The sequence below is a fragment of the Kitasatospora sp. Root107 genome (genome assembly GCF_001424875.1).
Classification (GTDB): Bacteria; Actinomycetota; Actinomycetes; order Streptomycetales; family Streptomycetaceae; genus Kitasatospora.
This window is the reverse complement of the sequence record NZ_LMCT01000049.1, coordinates 1-17,155: the sequence shown is the minus strand read 5'-3', so window position 1 is coordinate 17,155 and position 17,155 is coordinate 1. Positions and strand designations below refer to the sequence as shown.

Here is a 17,155-nt window from a genome sequence, read left to right as displayed (position 1 = left end):
AGGTGGTGCCCGGCCCGGTCGAGGAACTCTTCGGCAAGGCCCTCGCCGCGCTGCTGCCCTCCGGGGAGGGCGCGAAGCGGTTGGGCCTGGCGGGCCCGGGGATCGGTGAGCCGGCCGCCGAACTGGTGCTGGTGCCGGTCCATCCGCAGACCGGCGAGGTGTGGCGGCCGAGCGGCGGTGCGGTGGCTGTGCCCGTCGAGGCCACGCTCTGGGCCGAGCTGGCCTTTCCGCCCCAGCAGACGCGGCTGCCGGTGGTCGGCGGGCTGCCAACGGGCGTGGAGCGTGACGACCCGCTCCCGCCGCACCCGCGGTGGCAGTTCCGGCCGTCCGTCGGTGCGTTCCGGTACGCGCTGGCGCGAATGCCCGCCGTCCGGGAGCCGTGGCTGCGGGCGATCTACAACCGCGGGTGCTGACCGTCAGAAGCCATGGCAGACAGGTATGTTGGGCCCTCTTCGGCGAAGCCGAGGGTGTGGCGCCGGAGGCGGGGCGGTGTCGCCGGTGCAGGGTAGCGTGGCCACGGTCACGCACCTGCCCGGGAGGTTGACGATGCACTCGACGGTCCGTTCGTTCCGCACACCCGAAGGCGTCACGCTCGGGGTCGAGCACTTCGGCGATGCGGCGGCGCCCCTCATGCTGCTCGCGGGCGGCACGACCATGCTGTCGTGGCCCGACGCGCTCTGCGAGTCGCTCGCGCGCGGCGGACGTCACGTCGTGCGCTACGACCTGCGCGACTGCGGCACGTCGACAACCGTCGACCCCGAGGCGCCCGCGTACACGCTCCGGGATCTCGCCGCCGACGCGGCCGCGCTCGCCCGCGGACTCGGCGACCGGCCGGCGCACCTGGCGGGCATCGGCGTCGGCGGGATGGTCGCCCAGGTCGCCGCGCTCGACCATCCGGACGTGTTCTCGGCGCTCACCCTCGCCGGGACGCGGCCCGTCGCGCCCGGCCCGGTCGACAACGATCTGCCCGACCACGACAGGGCGGTCATGACGCGACTGTTCGCGCTCCCGACGCCCGACTGGTCCGACCGCGCTTCCGTGGCGGAGTTCGGTGCCGCCAGAGCGGAGGTCCTCGGCGACGATCCCGCTGCGGCACGCGCCACCGCCGAGCGGGTCTTCGACCGCACGCCTGGCACGGAGCCCGCGGTCCAGACGGCCAATCAGATGGGCATGGTGTTCGCCAGGCTCGACTGCAAGCCGCGGTGGCGGGAGCGCCTGCCCGAGTTGGCGATTCCGGCGCTCGTGGTGCACGGCCGTCACAACCGGTTCTTTCCGGTCGGCAACGGCGAGGCGCTCGCGCGCGAGATCCCCGGTGCGCGGCTGCTGGTGCTCGAACAGGCCGCGACCGCGATCCCCGACGCGGCCGCCGATCAGGTCGCCGCGGCGATGCTCGCGCTCCAGAGCCGGTAATCGCCCACCCAGCAGCGGTAGTTCGGGCCGCCGGGCGCCGGACGACGGCTGATAGCCTCGCAGCTCACCCGGCGTGAAGGAGCCCCGATGGCCGTCGTCCACAACACCAGCATGAACCCCGGCAAGCTCGAGCTGCTCACCGCCTGGCTGCCCCGGCAGTCCTGGTATCTCGGCTCGGGCCGAGTGCCGGAGCTGGTCAGGGCCGGCGGGTTTCGGCTGGACGATCCCGAGGGCGAGGTGGGGATCGAGTTCCTGGTGGTGGTGGACACGGCCGGGCCCGATCCGGTGGCCTACCTGGTGCCGATGAGCTACCGGGGTGCACCGAACGGAACCGGGCCGGAATCGGGGCTGATCGGCACCTCCGAACACGGGGTGCTGGGCACCAGGTGGATCTACGACGGAACCGCCGACCCGGTGCTCATGACGGAGCTGGCCGCCCTGCTGGGCGGGCGGGCCGTGGCGCAGAAGCAGAGCGAGAGCGACACCCCGGACCCGACCGTCACCGTGTACCCGGTCACCACCGGGGACGCCCTCGGCTACGAAGTCGTCCACGTCCTGCGGCCGTTGGAGGACCCGGCCGTCGAAGGCCAGGTCGTCGCGGGCTGGGTCCGGCCGGACGGTACCGCCGTACGCGGTGTCTTCGCCACGGCCGTCCCGTAGCGGGGCGGGACGGGGAGGCAGAGTCGGCCCCCGGTCGGCGGGTCGTAGGAAGGCTGTTCGTAGGGATAACGTCAGGGCGTGTCACACACCGAAACCTCCCCTGCCGTGCTCCTGCCCCGTCCGGAGCGCCCGCGCACCGTCCCGATCGCGTCGATAGCCGAGCTCCTGGGTATCCCCGGGACTCCGGCCGACGTCCTGGTCACGGGTATCACGCACAGCCACTCCGCAGTGCTTCCGGGCGACCTGTACGTGATCCTGCCGGACAGCCGGGCCCCGGGACTCCGGCCGACCTGTACGTGATCCTGCCGGACAGCCGGGCGGATGCCCAGGAGGCGGTGGCGGCGGCACGAGCGGCGGGGGCGGTGGCCGTACTTGCGGAGCCGGCTGCGGCGGACCGATTGGGCGGGTGTGGGTTGCCGGTGCTGGTGGTGACCGGTCTGCGGTCGCGGCTGGCGGAGCTGTCCAGCTGGTTCTACGGTCGGGCGGCGGACGGCCTGTTGAGCTTCGGGGTGACCGGAACCAACGGGAAGACGACCAGCTGCTACCTGTTGGAGGGCGGCCTGATCGGTGCCGGCCGGACCCCCGGCCTGCTGGGCACGGTGGAGCGGCGGCTCGGTGCCGAGCGGTTCGCCGGTGAGCTGACCACCCCGGAGGCCCCGCAGCTGTACGCGCTGCTGGCGGTGATGGCGGAGCGCGGCGCGGACGCGCTGGCGATGGAGGTGTCCAGCCACGCGATGCGCCTGGGCCGGGTGGACGCCCTGGTGCTGGACGTCGCGGTCTTCACCAACCTGACGCACGATCACCTGGACTTCCATCCCGACATGGCGGACTACTACCGTGCGAAGGCGGCCCTGTTCACCCCGGACCGGTGCCGGCGCGCGGTCGTCAACATCGACGACCCGCACGGGCGCCGGCTGGCGGGCGAGGCGAGCGTGCCCGTGGTGACGTTCTCCGCCGAGGGCGACCCCGGAGCGGACTGGCGCGCGGTGGACACCGTCCTGCTGGCGGACGGTTCGACGTTCCGGGTGCTCGGCCCCGGGGGAGCCCGGGCGGACGTCCGGATCGCGCTGCCCGGCGGCTACAACGTGGCCAACGCCCTGGGCGCCGTCGCGGCCCTGGCCACCGCGGGTCTGCCGCTGGACCGCGTGGTGGCCGGGATCGGTGCGGTGGCCGGCGTACCGGGGCGGGTGGAACGCGTCGAGGCCGGGCAGCCCTATCTGGYTGTGGTCGACTACGCCCACCAACCCGACGCGCTGCGGGCCGTCCTGACGACGTTGCGGGCGGTCACCCCTGGACGGCTGCACGTGGTGATCGGCTGCGGTGGCGATCGCGACACCGCCAAGCGGGCCGTGATGGGCGAGGTCGCCGCCCGGTTCGCCGACACCGCCGTCCTGACCACGGACAACCCCCGCTCCGAGGACCCGCTGGCGATCCTGGCCACCATGCGCGCGGGCGCGGCCGCCGTGCCCGACGGCGAACGGGGTGAGCTCCTGGTCGTCGCGGACCGCGCCGAGGCCATCGCCGCCGTGGTGGCCCGCGCGGACGCCGGTGACACCGTGCTGATCGCCGGGAAGGGCCACGAGAGCGGCCAGCAGATCGGTGCCGTGCACCTTCCGTTCGACGACCGGGCGGTCCTGAGAGCGGCGATCACGGCCGCCCGGGCCACTGCTGGTGCAGTCAACTGACGCTAGCTGTAGGGCTGTTGCCACGGCCTGAGGGACCGGTGCCGCCACGGGCCGCGCGCGACCGCATCCCTGCCCTCCCCGACCACCCGACCTCGGAGAACCCTTGCTCGTCTCACCCGCCCTGCCCCTCGCGATACCCGCACCGGTCCTCGACACCATCCGCATCGCGCGCGTCGACCTGTTCGTGGTCCGGCTGCCGCTGATCCGCCCCTTCACCACCAGCAGTCACCGCAAGGACCACCTGGACCACATCCTGGCCCGGATCACCGACCAGGACGGCGCCACCGGCTGGGGGGAGTGCGCCAGCCCGACCGACCCCTTCTTCGGGCCGGAGAACCTCCGCAGCTGCTGGAACGCCCTGAACGACTACTTCGCCCCGGCCCTGCTGGCCGCCGACTGGCAGCATCCCACCGACCTGACGGCGGCCTGGGGCCACGTCCAGGGCAACCACTTCGCCCGCGCGACGCTGGACATCGCCTGCTGGGACCTGTTCGCCCGCCGGCAGGACCGCTCCCTGGCGGACAGCCTCGGCGCCGCCGCGCCACGGGTCGAGGTCGGTGTCAGCCTCGGCATCGAGCCCGGCGTCGACGAACTGCTCGACCAGGTCGACCGGTTCGTGGCGCAGGGCTACCGGCGGGTCAAGCTCAAGATCGCCCCGGGGTGGGACACCGCGCCGGTGGCAGCCGTCCGCGACCGCTTCCCGGACACCCCGCTCCAGGTGGACGCCAACGGCGCCTACCGGGAGCGCCCGTCGCACCGCGCGGTCCTGCGGGAGCTGGACGGCCACGGCCTGACGATGATCGAACAGCCCTTTCCCGCCGACGACCTGCTGGCCCACGCCCGCCTCCAGAGCGAACTGGCCACCCCGATCTGCCTGGACGAGTCCGTCACCACCGTGCACACCGCACGGACCGCCCTCGCCCTGGGCGCCGGACGGATCGTCAACATCAAGGTCTCCCGCCTCGGTGGCCTGACCGAGGCCCGCGCCGTCCACGACCTGTGCGAGCAGGCCGGCGTGCCGGTCTGGTGCGGCGGGATGCACGAGTTCGGCATCGGCCGGGCCGCGAACCTCGCACTCGCCGCACTCCCCGGCTTCACCTTCCCCGGCGACCTCTCCGGATCCGACCGGTACTTCAGCACGGACGTGGTGCAGCCGCCGATCCGCGCCACCGACGGAACGGTGGCCGTCCCAACCGGCCCGGGCCTCGGCGTCGAGATCGACCCGGAAGCCCTCCACAGCCACCTGCTGCGCAGCACCGTACTGACGGGCCGTCAGCGATAGGCGGCCAGGGTGGGTGGGTGCCGTCGATTTGCGGGGGTGCTCTGTCGGCGGGCCCTGGCATCCTTGCCGCGTGCTGATCAAGGGGTATGACGACGGTTTCCTGGCGCCGGGTGAGCCGCTGCTTGACCGGGGCGGCTTCTGGGCCAGCCACCTGCTCGGGATGTGCGCGCTCTCGCCGGGGGAGCGACCGGAGCCGGAGTGGTTCGGTGACGACGGGGCCGACACCGACGCGCTCGCCGAAGTCCTGCTGGACGAGCGTGTATGGCCGGTGTTCCGCGTCCCGTTCGAGGCCGGGCACGCTCTACTGGTGGTCTACCGGAACTTCGCTGGGGACTACGGGGTCGACTACCTGCTCGACCACCCGGATTGGGGCCGGGCGGAGGCCATCGCGAGCTTCGACGGGGACTGGTCGGGCCTGGGCCTGTCCTGGCCCGAGGTCACGCGGCTGGCCGGCGCCTGCGATCCGGCCGCGGCCGGTGTACAGGCCCCGGCCGCTCGGCTGCTGCTCCTGCTACCGGTGCTCTGCGCCGAGGAGCTGCCGGCGGATGCAACGGAGGTGGTGCGAGGCGCACTTGTCACGGTCGGGGTGCCGGGCGACGTCGCGCCGCGGACGGCGGAACGGGTCCTGGCCGGGAGGCGTGGTGCTCTGTTGCCGCCGAGTCCTGCTCGGTCGCCGCTCAGCGGTGGGGAGTCGGGGGCTTCGGATGGCGAGCCGGACTCCTTCGTTCTGCGGATGCTCGGGATCACGCGGCAGCAGGCCGGACTGTTGGCGAGGGCGTTGGGCAGCACGGGAGGAGTGACGACGTGAGCTGGGTCGCGGCCGGTCGGGAGCTGCCGCGTGACGCTCAGCAGTAGGTCTCGATGTGGAGCAGGGCCCGGCCGTCGTCGGCGACGAACTCGTACGCCTCATGAACCAGCAGGTCGGTGGCGTCGAACCAGGCCCGTGCTGCCAGCCAGGCAGCCGGGCGCTCGTGCTCCGGGAGGAAGCGGGGGAACCAGGTCTCGGCCTCCTCGTCGTAGTGGTCGCCCATCGACATCACCGCAGCCTCGACCGCGAGCCGCTTGGCCCGGCGAGGGTCGAGCGGACCACGGACGAGTCGCCAGTGGCAGCCGGCGGCGTCGGTGAACCCACGCTCCTGCACCGGGGACTGGAGGTACCGGCCGCCCGACTGTTCCGCTGGGGCCGGCCCCAGGGCGGTGACCATCTCGGCCAAGGTCGTGGCACGCTTCTTCGACATCGCTACAGGATGCACGAGGGCCGCCGCCCCGGTTGCGGACGGCGGTCACCATGCGTCCGTCGCCGGGGGTGACCGCGACGGGCGTGCCGTAGCCACCCATGTCGGCTGCGGCGCCGAGCGCACCGGAGACCGGGGACCAGCCACCGCACGACGGTGCACAACGCACCTGCCCACACGACCCGAGCCCGACGATCATGGCTCAACCGCCGCCCTGAGAGCACGGGTTTCCTCGAACGGCCCGAGGTAGACGGCGCCGCCCGTGGCACGGGCGGTGACGGTGGCGTTCAGGACCCGGGCGCGGCGTGGAGAGACGGCGGCGATCCAGTCCTGGACGGGCTTGAAGGCGTAGCTGCTGTGTTCGGCCGGGTCCAGGGTGATGCGGCCGATGTCCTCGGCGTCGAGGGTGCCGCCGTCGAAGACGGCGCCGACTTTCCAGGGCCAGGGTGGCTCGGGAGAGGTGAACGACATGACGAGCAACCGGGGTTGCCCGCGGTCGACGGCTGCGGGTAGGAAGCCGAGCTCCTCGACGGTCTCCCGACAGGCGCAGGCGAACAGGTCCTCGCCAGGATCGAGGAGGCCGCCGGGGAAGTGGAGTTCGGTGGGGTCGAGAGCGGAGCGGAGGCCGAGCAGTCGGCCCTCGGTGTCGGTGAACAGCAGCGAGGCGTACGCGATGCCGTGCGACAGGGTGGGGACGAACTGCTCCGGCGGGAGCCAGCCCGAGGGTCGGGGTGACGACATGTCGTTCTCCTCGGCGGGCAGAGCGGAGAGCTGGACGAAGTAACCGGCGGCGATGCGGAGTTGCTCGGGAAGCAGCAGGCGGACGGAGCGTACCTCAACGGTAGCCGGTGGGGTCGGCGGGGAGGCCGGGGTCCTGGACCTCGAGCATGTAGCGCCAGGCGTCGGGTCGGCTGCCGTCGAGGTCGGTGAAGCCGTAGACCCGGGCGAGTTGGCCGCTGGAGAGGGACTGGCCGTTCCAGCGGGCGACGTCGGGGTCGGCGGCCAGGGCGGCCACCGCGCGGCCGACGTACGAGGGGGTCTCGGAGATGCCGAAGTGCGGCACCTTGGCGATCGCGTCCCGCCAGTTCTGCTCGGTGACGCCGAAGGTGGCGAGCATCAGTTCCGAGCGCAGCCAGCCGGGGGTGAGGGCCACGGCGGTGGCGCCGCGCGGGCCCAGGTCGTGGCCGAGGGAGAAGGCCATCCGGAGCACGGCGGACTTGGCCAGGTCGTAGAAGAAGGAGACCCGGTAGCGGGTGCGGTTGTACTCCTCGGTGCCGTCGGTCATCTCGACCACCAGGCCGCCCGGCGTGCGCAGCAGCAGCGGCAGTGCGTGGTGGCTGGTGATGGCATGGGTCTCCACGGCGAGCCGGAGCAGGCGCAGGCCGTTGTCGAGGTCGTGCTCCCAGACGGTGCTGTTCCACTCGAAGAGCCGTTCGCCGCCCCAGATGTCGTTCACCAGCACGTCGAGCCGGCCCTGCTCGGTGTCGATCCGCTGCACCAACGCGGCGACCTGTGCCGGGACCAGATGGTCCGTCACCACCGCGATGCCGTGCCCGCCGGCCGCCGTGACCAGCTCGGCGGTGTCCTCGACGGTCTCGGGGAGGTCGTACTCCGAGCGTCGGCCCCGGGTGCTGCGGCCGGTCACGTAGACGGTCGCCCCGGCGGCGCCGAGCTGGACGGCGATGCCCCGCCCCGCGCCCCTGGTCGCCCCTGCGACCAGCGCGACCTTGCCGTCGAGTGCTCCTGTCATGGTGCCACCGCCACCCTTCGCTCCCGGTGCCACCAAGCTACGCGACGGGCGGCAGGACCAGCGGGAGCGTGGCCGACCGCCGATTGATGTGCCGGGCACCACAGCTGACGGTCCCTTACCCGGTCGGTCGGTGTTGTTATGCTGCCGGAGCGTCCCGAGGGGAAAGTCCGGTGGAAGTCCGGCGCTGACCCGCAACGGTGGACGGGCCCCTGAGGGTCCGTGAGCCCGATCGCCCTCGGCGGCGCTGACCTCCCGACAACTCGCCGCGGACTGCGAGGGGATGCGGCACGGCGCGCCCACGCGCGGACCCGAGGGTCCGCGCCGACCGGGCGGGCCTGGGCGCGTCGCCCCCGTACGGCCACGGCCCGACGCGAAGGCCGCCGTGAGCACCGCTGTAGCCGCACCGATGGCGAAGGCCGTCCACCCACCCGCCCGGACCCCGGTGCTGGCCGCCGGACTGGCCGTCGCCCTGTTGCTCTCGCTGGTCTGCGGCGTCGCGCTGGGCTCCGCCGGGATCGGCTGGGGGACGGTACTGGAGTACCTGCGGGCCGGTCTGACGGGTGGTCGGATCAGCGCCGACCAGCTGGCGGGCTACACCATCGTGTGGGAGATCCGGCTGCCCAGGACGGTGCTGGCCGCCGTGGTCGGAGCCGGACTGTCCGCGACCGGCGTCGCCGTCCAGGCGATGGTGCGCAACGCGCTCGCCGACCCGTTCGTGCTCGGCATCTCCTCCGGTGCGGCCGTCGGTGCCAACGCCGTCCTGCTGCTGGGAGCGTTCGCCTCGCTCGGCGTCTGGGCGCTCTCCGCCTCCGCGTTCGCCTCCGCGCTGGCCGCGATGGTGCTGGTCTACGCGGTGGCCAGGACCGCCCAGGGCCTCACCCCGCTGCGCCTGGTGCTCACCGGCACCGCGCTCGCGTACGGCTTCTCCGCCGTCACCTCGCTGATGGTCTTCTCCGCCGAACGCGGCGAGGCGGCCAGGACCGCGATGATGTGGCTGCTCGGCAGCCTCGGCGGCGCCACCTGGGCCTCGGTCCCGATCGCCGCCGGAACGGTGCTGGCGGGCACCGGGTATCTGCTGTGCTCCGCCGGGCAGTTGGACGCCCTGGCGATGGGCGACGAGACCGCCGCCGCGCTGGGAGTGGACGCCTCCCGGCTGCGCCGGGCGCTGTTCGTGGTCACCGCCGCCGTCACCGGCACGGTGGTCGCGGTCAGCGGCGCGATCGGTTTCGTCGGCCTGATGGTCCCGCACCTGGCCCGGATGCTGGTCGGCGCCGACCACCGGCGGGTGCTGACGGTCGCCCCGCTGCTCGGCGCGGTGCTGCTGGTCTGGGTGGACATCGTCTCCCGGCTGCTGCTCGCCCCCGCCGAACTGCCGGTCGGCGTGATCACCGCCGTGCTCGGGGTGCCGTGCTTCCTGCTGCTGATGCGCCGTCGCAGCTACAGCTTCGGCGGCCGCTGATGACCAGTCAGGGGAGGGGACGCTGATGCGCGTCGACATCGAGGACGTCTCGGTCGAGATCGCCGGGACCAGGCTGGTGCACGAGGTCACGGTACGGGCCGCGAGCGGCCAGGTGCTCGGCCTGGTCGGGCCGAACGGCAGCGGGAAGTCCACGCTGCTGCGCTGCGTCTACCGGGCGCTGCGCCCGGCGGCCGGCACCGTCCGGCTGGACGGCGACGACCTGCACGGCCTGACGCCCCGTGAGGGTGCACGCTGCTGCGCTGCGTCTACCGCTGCCGCAGGAGACGGTGGCGGAGTTCGACTTCACCGTCGCCGAGGTGGTCGGGATGGGACGGCTGCCGCACCGGCGCGGCTTCGGCGCACCGGGCCCGGACGACGCGGCGGGCTGTGCGGAGGCGCTGGCCCGGGTCGGTGCCGGGCACCTGGCAGGGCGGGGCTTCCTCGACCTCTCGGGCGGCGAGAAGCAGCGGGTGCTGATCGCCAGGGCACTGGTGCAGCAGCCGAAGGTGCTGGTGCTCGACGAGCCCACCAACCACCTGGACATCGCGCACCAGTTGGAGGTGCTCGCGCTGGTCCGGGCCAGCGGCCTGACCGTGCTGACGGCGCTGCACGACCTCAACCTCGCGGCCGCCCACTGCGACCTGCTGTACGTGATCGCCGGTGGCCGGATCGTCGCCTCGGGTCCGCCGGGGGACGTGTTGTCCACCGAGCTGCTCGCCGAGGTGTTCGGGGTGCGGGCCCATCCGGTGCGGCACCCGGTGACCGGCGCCGTGCAGCTGCTCTTCGACCGACTCCACTCCTGATGAGGACGGACACCTTGTTCACCCACCCCCGCCGCACCCTGGCCGCCACCGCCGTACTCGCCCTGGGCCTGACCGCCTGCGGCGCCGAGGTCACCCCCTCGGTCTCGGCGGAGAGCGCGAGTTCGGCGCACTACCCCGTCACCGTCGACAACTGCGGCAGCCCGCAGACGTACCACCACCGGCCGGCCCGGGTGGTCACCAACGACATCGGCATCACCGAGCTGATGCTCTCGCTCGGCCTGGCCGACCGGATGGCGGGCTACGTGATGCCGGACGAGAAGGGCGACCTGGCGAAGGTGCCCTGGGCGGCGGAGTACGACCGCACCAGGTGGCTGTCCAAGAAGGAGATCACCAAGGAGCTGGTGCTGGACGCCAGGGCCGACCTGGTCTTCGCGGGCTGGAACTACGGCTGGAACGACACCGCCGGGCTGACCCCCGAGGGCCTGGGCAAGCTCGGTGTCGGCGCCTACACGCTCACCGAGTCCTGCCGGAACGGCAAGGAGAAGGCGCGCGGCGTGATGCCGCCGCTGGACGCGCTCTACGCGGACCTGGCCAACCTCGGGAAGATCTTCGACGTGGAGCCGAAGGCCCAGCAGCTGATCGGGGAGTTCAAGGCGGAGGTGGCCAGGGCCGAGGCCGGTGCACCGGCCCGGCGGCCGAGCGTCTTCCTGTACGACAGCGGCCAGGACAAGCCGTTCACCTCCGGGCGGTTCGCCGCCCCCGAACAGGTCATCGGCAAGGCGGGCGGCCGCAACGTGATGGGCGACCTGGACGACTCGTGGACCACGGTGGGGTGGGAGAGCGTGGTGGCCAGGGACCCCGAGGTGATCGTGATCAACAACTACGGGGAGACCAGTGCGGAGGCCAAGCGTCAGTTCCTGAAGTCCTATCCGGCGCTGGCTGACGTCTCGGCGGTCCGGAACGACCGGATCTTCGTGCTGGACTACGTCGACCTGGTGGAGAGCCCGCGCAACCCGTCGGCGATCACCCGGCTCGCCGCCTATCTCCGGACGGTGCCCGCTCCCTGACGCAGCCCCACGCCGCTCCTCAGAAGAGTGCGGCCTGCTCGGCCGGCCGGGCCCGGAGCTGCTCGGTGATCCCCGTGCACGGTGCCAGCGGGGTGGGCCGCAGAGCCCAGCCGATCAGCAGCCGGGTGTCCAGCAGCAGCGGCGGAGCGTCGACCTGATCGGGCGTCACGAACAGGTGGCGCCCGATCGGTGCGTGCAGGGTGCCGCCGAGCGTGGCGCCGGGGCCGAGCGCGGTGATCTCGCGGTAGGCGGCCGGCGGACCGTCGGTGAGACCGAACAGCGCCACCTGGTCGGTGACCGGGTCGGCCGGGAAGAGCTCGACCCCGTGGCCCGCCAGCACCCCGAGCACCTGGGCGCGCAGCGCACGGACCGCCGCCGCCCGCTCGTCCGGCGGGGGCAGCCGCCACCAGCCGCCGACCTTCGCCTTCGAGGTGAACCGCTCCCTGGCCAGCCCGGACTGGGCCACCGTCAGCTCGGCCCGGCGGATGCTCGGCAGCGAGCCCCGGGCGACGAACGTCCAGGCCAGGGCGGCCTGCTCGACCAGCCGGGCGGTGCCGCGCTGCTCGGCGGTCAGCCCGACCTTGGCCAACCCGGGCCCGAACCAGGCGAGGTAGAGCCGGTACGTCCGCCCGTCGTCGAGGATCTGGTCCCTGGCGAGGGCCAGCCCCTGGTCGGCGTCCTGGCAGGAGCCGCACTGGCCGGCCTTGCTCCCGGGCTCCAGCTCCGCCGCGACCGGGCACGGGTGGTGGCGCTGCGCCGTCCGCACCCCGACGCAGCGGCGCGGGCCGACCACCGTCCAGCCGACCCGGGTGCCGACGGCGACCTCCCGCTCCAGCAGCCGGGCCCCGCTCGCCGCCGTGAGCCGGGGCACACCCTCACGCCAGCGCAGACCGGTGGCCGTCCAGCCGGTGCCGTCAGCCGCCGGGCCGGGGCCCGCTGGGTTACTCGCCATGGGACGTGAGCGTACGGCCTGGCACTGACAGTCGTCCCGGTGTTCGAATCCCATTGGGAATGCGGTCCGATGATCCGCTATATTCGCGCAGCCGTCGGACCCGACGGCAGTGCAGCGTCGGGGGAGTCCCACCGTGTCGTCCGAGTCCGACCCGTCCAGCAGTTCGAGCAGCGCAGGCTCGGCGGACTGGTCCCCGCCGTCCGGCAACGACAGCGCCCCGGAGCCCGCCGCGAGCACCCCGTACGAGCCGCCCCCGGCGGACGCCAACCCGCAGGCTCCCCGCCAATCCCTACGCGCCGTCTGCCGATTCGTACGTGCCGCCGAGCGATCCGTACACGCCGCCCGCCGACCCGTACGCCCAGCAAGCCGGACCGTACGCCCAGCCGGGCCCGCCCGGAGCGGCGCCGTACCCCGGTCAGTGGGCGGGCGCCCCGGCGCCGTACGGGCAGCCGTACTGGACCGCTCCGCAGGTACCGGCCCAGGGGACCAACGGGCTGGCCATCACCTCGCTAGTGCTCGGCATCCTCGGCTTCGGCTGCTTCCTCTGGGTGCTCGGCCTCGGCTTCGGCATCGGTGCGCTCCGGCAGATCCGCCGCCGTCCGCAGCAGGGCAAGGGGCTGGCCGTCGCCGGCATCGTGATCTCCTGCCTCTGGGCGGTGCTGACGATCGGGTTGGTGGGGGTGTTGGTGGCGAAGGGCGACCTGGACTCCATCACGAGCCAGACCAACGTCTTCAGCCTGCAGCCCGGCGACTGCCTGAAGGAGAAGACCGGCGGACAGGGCCAGCTCTCCCGCCGGTTCACCGTGGTGCCCTGCACCGAGCCGCACTACGGCGAGGTGTTCGGCACCGTCCCGCTGTCGGCCGTCCAGGAGAATGGCTCCTCCTACCCGGGGGAGAAGGTGCTGGAGGAGGCTGCCGCGAAGGCCTGCGTCAGGCGGCAGTACGAGTACGCGGCGGACTACCTCGCCATCCCCCGGGGGATGGAGGTCAGCACGCTCTACCCGGACCGCACATCCTGGAAGGCGGGCACCAGCAAGCGGTTCGGTCTGTGCCTTTTCGAGTCGAAGGAGACGACGACCCGGACGCTCCATCAGGACTACGCCGCGGCCACGAGCGAGCAGCACTCCTATCTGACCGCCTCCACGGAGCTGGACCAGGTGCTCGACCAGTGGCCGCTGGACGATCCCGCGGACGCCGCCCCCGGCGCCTACCAGGACTGGGCCCGCCAGGTGGTCAGCGCCGCCGAGGCCGAGAAGAGCCAGCTCCGCCTCAGTCCGTGGACCGACGGACCCGCCGCCAAGGTGGGCCCGCTGCAGGCCGAGTTGGACCAGGTCATCGCGCACGCGGAGAAGATCCGGAAGGCGACGGACCCCACCGTGCTGGAGGACGAGCTGCTGGAACTCGAGGACTACGTCCGCGGCCCGGCGGACACCGAGTTCCGTGCCGCCCTCAAGCTCCCGACCAGCTACCCGGACGCCCGCCCGGCCTCGGTCTGACACCTCGTAACCCCTGCGCCGCCCCGGTCCCCGCCGTACGGGACCGGGGCGGCGCTGTCGGTTCGTCCACTGCTCCAATGTCAAGAATCCTTGACATGATGTCGGCGTTGCTTGACACTCCGGATGTCGGGTTTTCTTTACCTGAGGGAGTGGGATGGCCGTCGAAGAGAAACGCGCCTGGATGATGCTGCTGGCCACGGTCGCGGCCTACGCGACGTACCTGGCCGCCGTCCTGGACCGGCCCGAGGGTCTGAGGCTCACTCAGGCGCCCTATGTGTCCGCGCTGTTGTGGTCGGTCGGTGGGGGGATCGTGGCGTCGATCGTGCTGCACATCGTGGTGTCCACGTTCTCCCCGAAGGAGGAGAACGTCAGGGACCAGCGGGACCGGGAGATCCACCGCTTCAGCGAGTACGTCGGCCAGTCCTTCGTGGTGCTCGGCGGCATTGCCGGGCTGATCCTGGCGATGACCGGGCAGGACCGGTTCTGGATCGCCAACGCGATCTACCTGGCCTTCGTCCTGTCGGCGGTCCTCAGCACGACCGCGAAGATCGCCGCCTACCGGTTCGGGTTCCACCGGTGGTGAAGCCGACCCGGGTCACCAACGCGATCCGCACCCTTCGGTTCACCCACGGCGAGATGACCCAGGCCGAACTCGCCCGCCGGGTCGGGGTCACCCGACAGACCGTCATCGCCATCGAACAGGGCCGCTACTCGCCCTCGTTGGAGATGGCGTTCCAGATCGCCCATGTCTTCCACGTCCCGCTCGACGACGTGTTCCAGTACCGTCCCTAATCAGTGAGCAGGAGTGAGTCTTGGACCCACGTCTTGGCACTGCGCGCATCCCGAACGGTTCTGGGTGCGCTGGTCGCCCGCGTTCTCGTTGTCCCCGTCCGGCTGCGTGCATCGTGTGCTCGCTCCGTGACAGGGCGGCGGGTTCCCTCACGCCCCCGGCTGCCTGGTACGGCCTGGACGGTCCGATGCCCACGACGATCGCTCTGGTCGTCGTGGGGCGGTGCCGTCCGTCGCCGGACCGGGTGTCCGAGGGCGCGTCGTCCGATAGCGATGCTCGCGGCATCGTGTCGGGTGGTCTTACGTCGTGGCGTGGCGAGTGGCTTCTGCCAGTGCTGGGCACCCCACACGCTGGTATAGGCGGGATCGACAGCGACGATGGCCAGGCCGATCTCCGCGGCCATGGCGACGAGGCGGGCGCGGAGTTTACCGGTGGGCATGCCGGAGATCAGCTGCCGGAACCGCTTGCGTCGGCCGTGCTTCTCGCGGGTGGTTTCGGCAGTGAAGTCCAGGTTCTCCAGGCCGATCGCCGCGACACCGCGCCGCGTGGCCCAGTGCAGGAGGCGGGTGATGGCGTGTCGGATCTGTGCGTCCCGATGCTGGGTGGTGCCGGACAGGTCGTAGTGGAATCGATAGGGCCGACCAACCGGGTTGCCGTGTACGTCCAACTGCCAGGCGGCGAAGTGGTCGGCGTTGGTGTCCACGCCGACCATGCCCTGGGCGCGGGCGGTGGCCAGCGGCATGGTCTGGGCGACGGGCCTGGTCCAGGAGGCGTCGAGGTACCAGCGGCCGCGTGCAACGTCGTAGTGGATGCGGTAGGCGACAGCCCGGTTGTCCTCGATCCGGTCGGCCCACTCGGTGCCTCGGTGTGGGAACGACACCTTCGCGGCGAGGACGTACCGGCCGTGCCTGGCGTTGGCGTACTGCGCCAGCAGGGTGGGCAGCTTGATGCTCACCTCGCCGCCGGGGGTGACCCGGATCGTTCCGTTACCATAGCGTTCGGCCGAATCCCCGTCAGCGGACAGGAACCACCGCGCGCTTTCCCAGCGTTCTCGCCACTGGGCTTCGGTCAGGTTCGCGGCGGCCAGATTGTGCCGGGTGTTGAGCATCTTCCGTCCGCCGCGCACCACATGCACGATGCCGTTCTCACGATCGGTCTGGGTAGCTGCGTGCCGCTCCTCCAGCGCCGCGAGTCGGCGGGACTTGACGAACCACTCGTGCTTGGAGCGGTAGCCACCGGGCGCGCGCTGGTGCCGTTCTCCCCGACCGGCAGGGCAAGCCGGTGCCGCAGCATCCGGATACCCGCGTCCAACGAGTCCAGGTGCGCGGCCTGGCCGCGACGCGACAGCGCCCACTGGTCGTGCGTAGCCCTGGTGACACTCCCCGCCCAGCGCGACGACGACCGCACCGTCAGGTCACGCTTGCGTGCGGCCCACCTCTGGTTGCTGTGGTCCAGGCCGTCCACGCAGCGCGCCTTCAGGTCCCTCAACGCCAGCGCCCCCATATGCGCGCCGATCAGGCGCAGCACCTTCTCATCCTCAGGCGTGAGGTCCCTGAGGCGGTCACGGACCGTCACACCCGACGGGCCAAGGCAAACGAACGGCGCCTCGATCCGCCGGAGCCTCTTCCCCGCCCCAGTCACGCCATTCCCCTCCCAGCCGGTGCTACCCACCCTCACACGCACCACTGACAGTCGACCCATCCACCCGACACACCGTGATTGAAAACGCACTCGCGGGCACTTGTGTGCGCCAAAGAGCCCTCAATCCCCAGCAGTTCATAACCCCGCCACTGTCACTACCGAGGGAGACACCCGCCCATGAAGGCTGTCCTGCACGATGTCTACGGTCCGCCCGAGGTGCTGCGGGTGGAGGAGACCGACCAGCCGGTGCCCGGCGAGGGCGAGGTGCTCGTCCGGGTCCACGCGGCCGGAGTCGACCCGGGGGTCTGGCACCTCACGGCGGGTCTGCCCTACCTGATCCGCGCGGTGGGCTTCGGTCTGCGGGCCCCCAAGCAGCGGATCCGCGGCCTGGACGTCTCCGGCCGGGTGGAGACGGTCGGTCCCGGCGTCACCCGGTTCCGTCCCGGCGACGAGGTGTACGGCATCGCCGACGGCTCGTTCGCCGAGTACGCCTGCGCAAAGGCGGACATGCTCGCCCACCGCCCGGCGAACCTCAGCCACGCACAGTCCGCCGCCGTCCCGATCTCCGGCGCCACCGCCCTCCAGGCGCTGCGCGACGCCGGGCGCCTGAAGCCCGGTCAGAGTGTGCTGGTGATCGGCGCGGCGGGCGGTGTCGGCACCTTCGCCGTGCAGATCGCCAAGGCCCTCGGCGCCCACGTCACCGCCGTCTGCAGCACCGGCAAGGCGGACCTGGTCCGCTCGCTGGGCGCCGACGAGGTGATCGACTACACCCGCACCGACTTCACCGACGGCAGCCGCTGCACCGGGTCTTCGACTCGCCGCGCGACCGGATCCTCTTCGACACCGGCCACCAGAGCTACGTGCACACCCGCACCGACTTCACCGACGGCAGCCGCTGCACCGGGTCTTCGACTCGCCGCGCGACCGGATCCTCTTCGACACCGGCCACCAGAGCTACGTGCAC

The 17,155-nt window shown here is 72.2% G+C and carries 14 protein-coding genes, 6 pseudogenes and 1 riboswitch; of the genes and pseudogenes, 15 read left to right on the top strand and 5 right to left on the bottom strand.

What is annotated here, in order from left to right:
* The 6 genes and pseudogenes from ASC99_RS39555 to ASC99_RS30080 all read left to right on the top strand — a co-directional run.
* Positions 1 to 413: pseudogene (locus tag ASC99_RS39555) on the top strand (hypothetical protein); the annotation flags it as partial.
* A 133-nt stretch (positions 414 to 546) separates the two neighbouring features.
* Positions 547 to 1,410: an alpha/beta fold hydrolase gene (locus ASC99_RS30100; protein ID WP_057237972.1), complete on the top strand. Its 864-nt coding sequence runs from the start codon at positions 547 to 549 to the stop codon at positions 1,408 to 1,410.
* Positions 1,411 to 1,497: 87 nt separating this feature from the next.
* Positions 1,498 to 2,070, top strand: coding sequence for a hypothetical protein (locus ASC99_RS30095; protein WP_057237970.1), 573 nt, complete (start codon positions 1,498 to 1,500; stop codon positions 2,068 to 2,070).
* 105 nt (positions 2,071 to 2,175) lie between these two features.
* Positions 2,176 to 3,755: pseudogene (locus tag ASC99_RS30090) on the top strand (UDP-N-acetylmuramoyl-L-alanyl-D-glutamate--2,6-diaminopimelate ligase).
* Positions 3,756 to 3,858: 103 nt separating this feature from the next.
* Complete coding sequence (gene menC / locus ASC99_RS30085; protein WP_235502564.1) at positions 3,859 to 5,037, top strand: o-succinylbenzoate synthase; 1,179 nt, start codon at positions 3,859 to 3,861, stop codon at positions 5,035 to 5,037.
* A 70-nt stretch (positions 5,038 to 5,107) separates the two neighbouring features.
* Positions 5,108 to 5,845, top strand: a complete 738-nt coding sequence (locus tag ASC99_RS30080; protein WP_063857235.1) for a hypothetical protein — start codon at positions 5,108 to 5,110, stop codon at positions 5,843 to 5,845.
* A gap of 37 nt (positions 5,846 to 5,882) precedes the next feature.
* On the opposite strand, the gene ASC99_RS30075 is transcribed toward ASC99_RS30080, so the two are convergent.
* From ASC99_RS30075 to ASC99_RS30065, 3 genes are all read right to left on the bottom strand, one after another.
* Complete coding sequence (locus ASC99_RS30075; protein WP_057237968.1) at positions 5,883 to 6,275, bottom strand: hypothetical protein; 393 nt, start codon at positions 6,273 to 6,275, stop codon at positions 5,883 to 5,885.
* 192 nt (positions 6,276 to 6,467) lie between these two features.
* On the bottom strand, positions 6,468 to 7,013 hold the full coding sequence (locus ASC99_RS30070; RefSeq protein WP_057237966.1) for an NUDIX domain-containing protein: 546 nt from the start codon (positions 7,011 to 7,013) through the stop codon (positions 6,468 to 6,470).
* 94 nt (positions 7,014 to 7,107) lie between these two features.
* Positions 7,108 to 8,022, bottom strand: a complete 915-nt coding sequence (locus tag ASC99_RS30065; protein WP_057237964.1) for an SDR family oxidoreductase — start codon at positions 8,020 to 8,022, stop codon at positions 7,108 to 7,110.
* Between the two features lie 132 nt (positions 8,023 to 8,154).
* Positions 8,155 to 8,274: riboswitch (cobalamin riboswitch) on the top strand.
* 154 nt (positions 8,275 to 8,428) lie between these two features.
* Here ASC99_RS30065 and ASC99_RS30060 point away from each other — a divergent pair.
* The 3 genes and pseudogenes from ASC99_RS30060 to ASC99_RS30050 all read left to right on the top strand — a co-directional run bounded on the left by ASC99_RS30060 (position 8,429) and on the right by ASC99_RS30050 (position 11,312).
* A complete protein-coding gene (locus ASC99_RS30060; RefSeq protein WP_057237962.1) occupies positions 8,429 to 9,481 on the top strand; it encodes an iron ABC transporter permease in 1,053 nt (350 codons plus the stop codon).
* A 25-nt stretch (positions 9,482 to 9,506) separates the two neighbouring features.
* Positions 9,507 to 10,284: pseudogene (locus tag ASC99_RS30055) on the top strand (ABC transporter ATP-binding protein).
* Positions 10,284 to 11,312, top strand: coding sequence for an ABC transporter substrate-binding protein (locus ASC99_RS30050; RefSeq protein WP_057237960.1), 1,029 nt, complete (start codon positions 10,284 to 10,286; stop codon positions 11,310 to 11,312). The pseudogene ASC99_RS30055 and the gene ASC99_RS30050 overlap by 1 nt, the downstream one beginning before the upstream one ends.
* Positions 11,313 to 11,331: 19 nt before the next feature.
* Here the strand turns inward: ASC99_RS30050 and ASC99_RS30045 are convergent, their stop codons facing one another.
* Positions 11,332 to 12,264, bottom strand: a complete 933-nt coding sequence (locus ASC99_RS30045) for a DUF2797 domain-containing protein (protein ID WP_057237958.1) — start codon at positions 12,262 to 12,264, stop codon at positions 11,332 to 11,334.
* Between the two features lie 314 nt (positions 12,265 to 12,578).
* Here ASC99_RS30045 and ASC99_RS30040 point away from each other — a divergent pair, with 314 nt between their 5' ends.
* From ASC99_RS30040 to ASC99_RS30030, 3 genes are all read left to right on the top strand, one after another.
* Positions 12,579 to 13,760: a DUF4190 domain-containing protein gene (locus tag ASC99_RS30040; protein WP_057237957.1), complete on the top strand. Its 1,182-nt coding sequence runs from the start codon at positions 12,579 to 12,581 to the stop codon at positions 13,758 to 13,760.
* Between the two features lie 154 nt (positions 13,761 to 13,914).
* A complete protein-coding gene (locus ASC99_RS30035; RefSeq protein ID WP_057237955.1) occupies positions 13,915 to 14,343 on the top strand; it encodes a hypothetical protein in 429 nt (142 codons plus the stop codon).
* Positions 14,344 to 14,366: 23 nt separating this feature from the next.
* The gene (locus ASC99_RS30030) at positions 14,367 to 14,552 is read left to right on the top strand and encodes a helix-turn-helix transcriptional regulator (protein WP_304440493.1); all 186 of its coding nucleotides are present in this window, start codon (positions 14,367 to 14,369) and stop codon (positions 14,550 to 14,552) included.
* Here ASC99_RS30030 and ASC99_RS30025 read toward each other — a convergent pair.
* Positions 14,549 to 16,251 (bottom strand): annotated as a pseudogene (locus ASC99_RS30025) (IS200/IS605 family accessory protein TnpB-related protein). The gene ASC99_RS30030 and the pseudogene ASC99_RS30025 overlap by 4 nt on opposite strands.
* 117 nt (positions 16,252 to 16,368) lie before the next feature.
* On the opposite strand from ASC99_RS30025, the pseudogene ASC99_RS30020 reads away from it, so the two are divergent.
* The 3 genes and pseudogenes from ASC99_RS30020 to ASC99_RS42380 form a co-directional block, all read left to right on the top strand.
* Positions 16,369 to 16,917: pseudogene (locus tag ASC99_RS30020) on the top strand (NAD(P)-dependent alcohol dehydrogenase); the annotation flags it as partial.
* Between the two features lie 71 nt (positions 16,918 to 16,988).
* Positions 16,989 to 17,075 (top strand): annotated as a pseudogene (locus ASC99_RS42385) (1-deoxy-D-xylulose-5-phosphate synthase N-terminal domain-containing protein); the annotation flags it as partial.
* An 11-nt stretch (positions 17,076 to 17,086) separates the two neighbouring features.
* A partial coding sequence (locus ASC99_RS42380; protein ID WP_200948463.1) for a 1-deoxy-D-xylulose-5-phosphate synthase N-terminal domain-containing protein occupies positions 17,087 to 17,155 on the top strand: 69 nt, incomplete at its 3' end.

Bases quoted from the DNA above. Each gene is read 5' to 3' on its own strand.
- ASC99_RS30100 (WP_057237972.1), top strand. From the start codon at position 547: ATGCACTCGACGGTCCGTTCGTTCCGCACACCCGAAGGCGTCACGCTC.
- ASC99_RS30095 (WP_057237970.1), top strand. From the start codon at position 1,498: ATGGCCGTCGTCCACAACACCAGCATGAACCCCGGCAAGCTCGAGCTG.
- ASC99_RS30075 (WP_057237968.1), bottom strand. From the start codon at position 6,275: ATGTCGAAGAAGCGTGCCACGACCTTGGCCGAGATGGTCACCGCCCTG.
- ASC99_RS30070 (WP_057237966.1), bottom strand. From the start codon at position 7,013: ATGTCGTCACCCCGACCCTCGGGCTGGCTCCCGCCGGAGCAGTTCGTC.
- ASC99_RS30065 (WP_057237964.1), bottom strand. From the start codon at position 8,022: ATGACAGGAGCACTCGACGGCAAGGTCGCGCTGGTCGCAGGGGCGACC.
- ASC99_RS30060 (WP_057237962.1), top strand. From the start codon at position 8,429: ATGGCGAAGGCCGTCCACCCACCCGCCCGGACCCCGGTGCTGGCCGCC.
- ASC99_RS30050 (WP_057237960.1), top strand. From the start codon at position 10,284: ATGAGGACGGACACCTTGTTCACCCACCCCCGCCGCACCCTGGCCGCC.
- ASC99_RS30045 (WP_057237958.1), bottom strand. From the start codon at position 12,264: ATGGCGAGTAACCCAGCGGGCCCCGGCCCGGCGGCTGACGGCACCGGC.
- ASC99_RS30035 (WP_057237955.1), top strand. From the start codon at position 13,915: ATGGCCGTCGAAGAGAAACGCGCCTGGATGATGCTGCTGGCCACGGTC.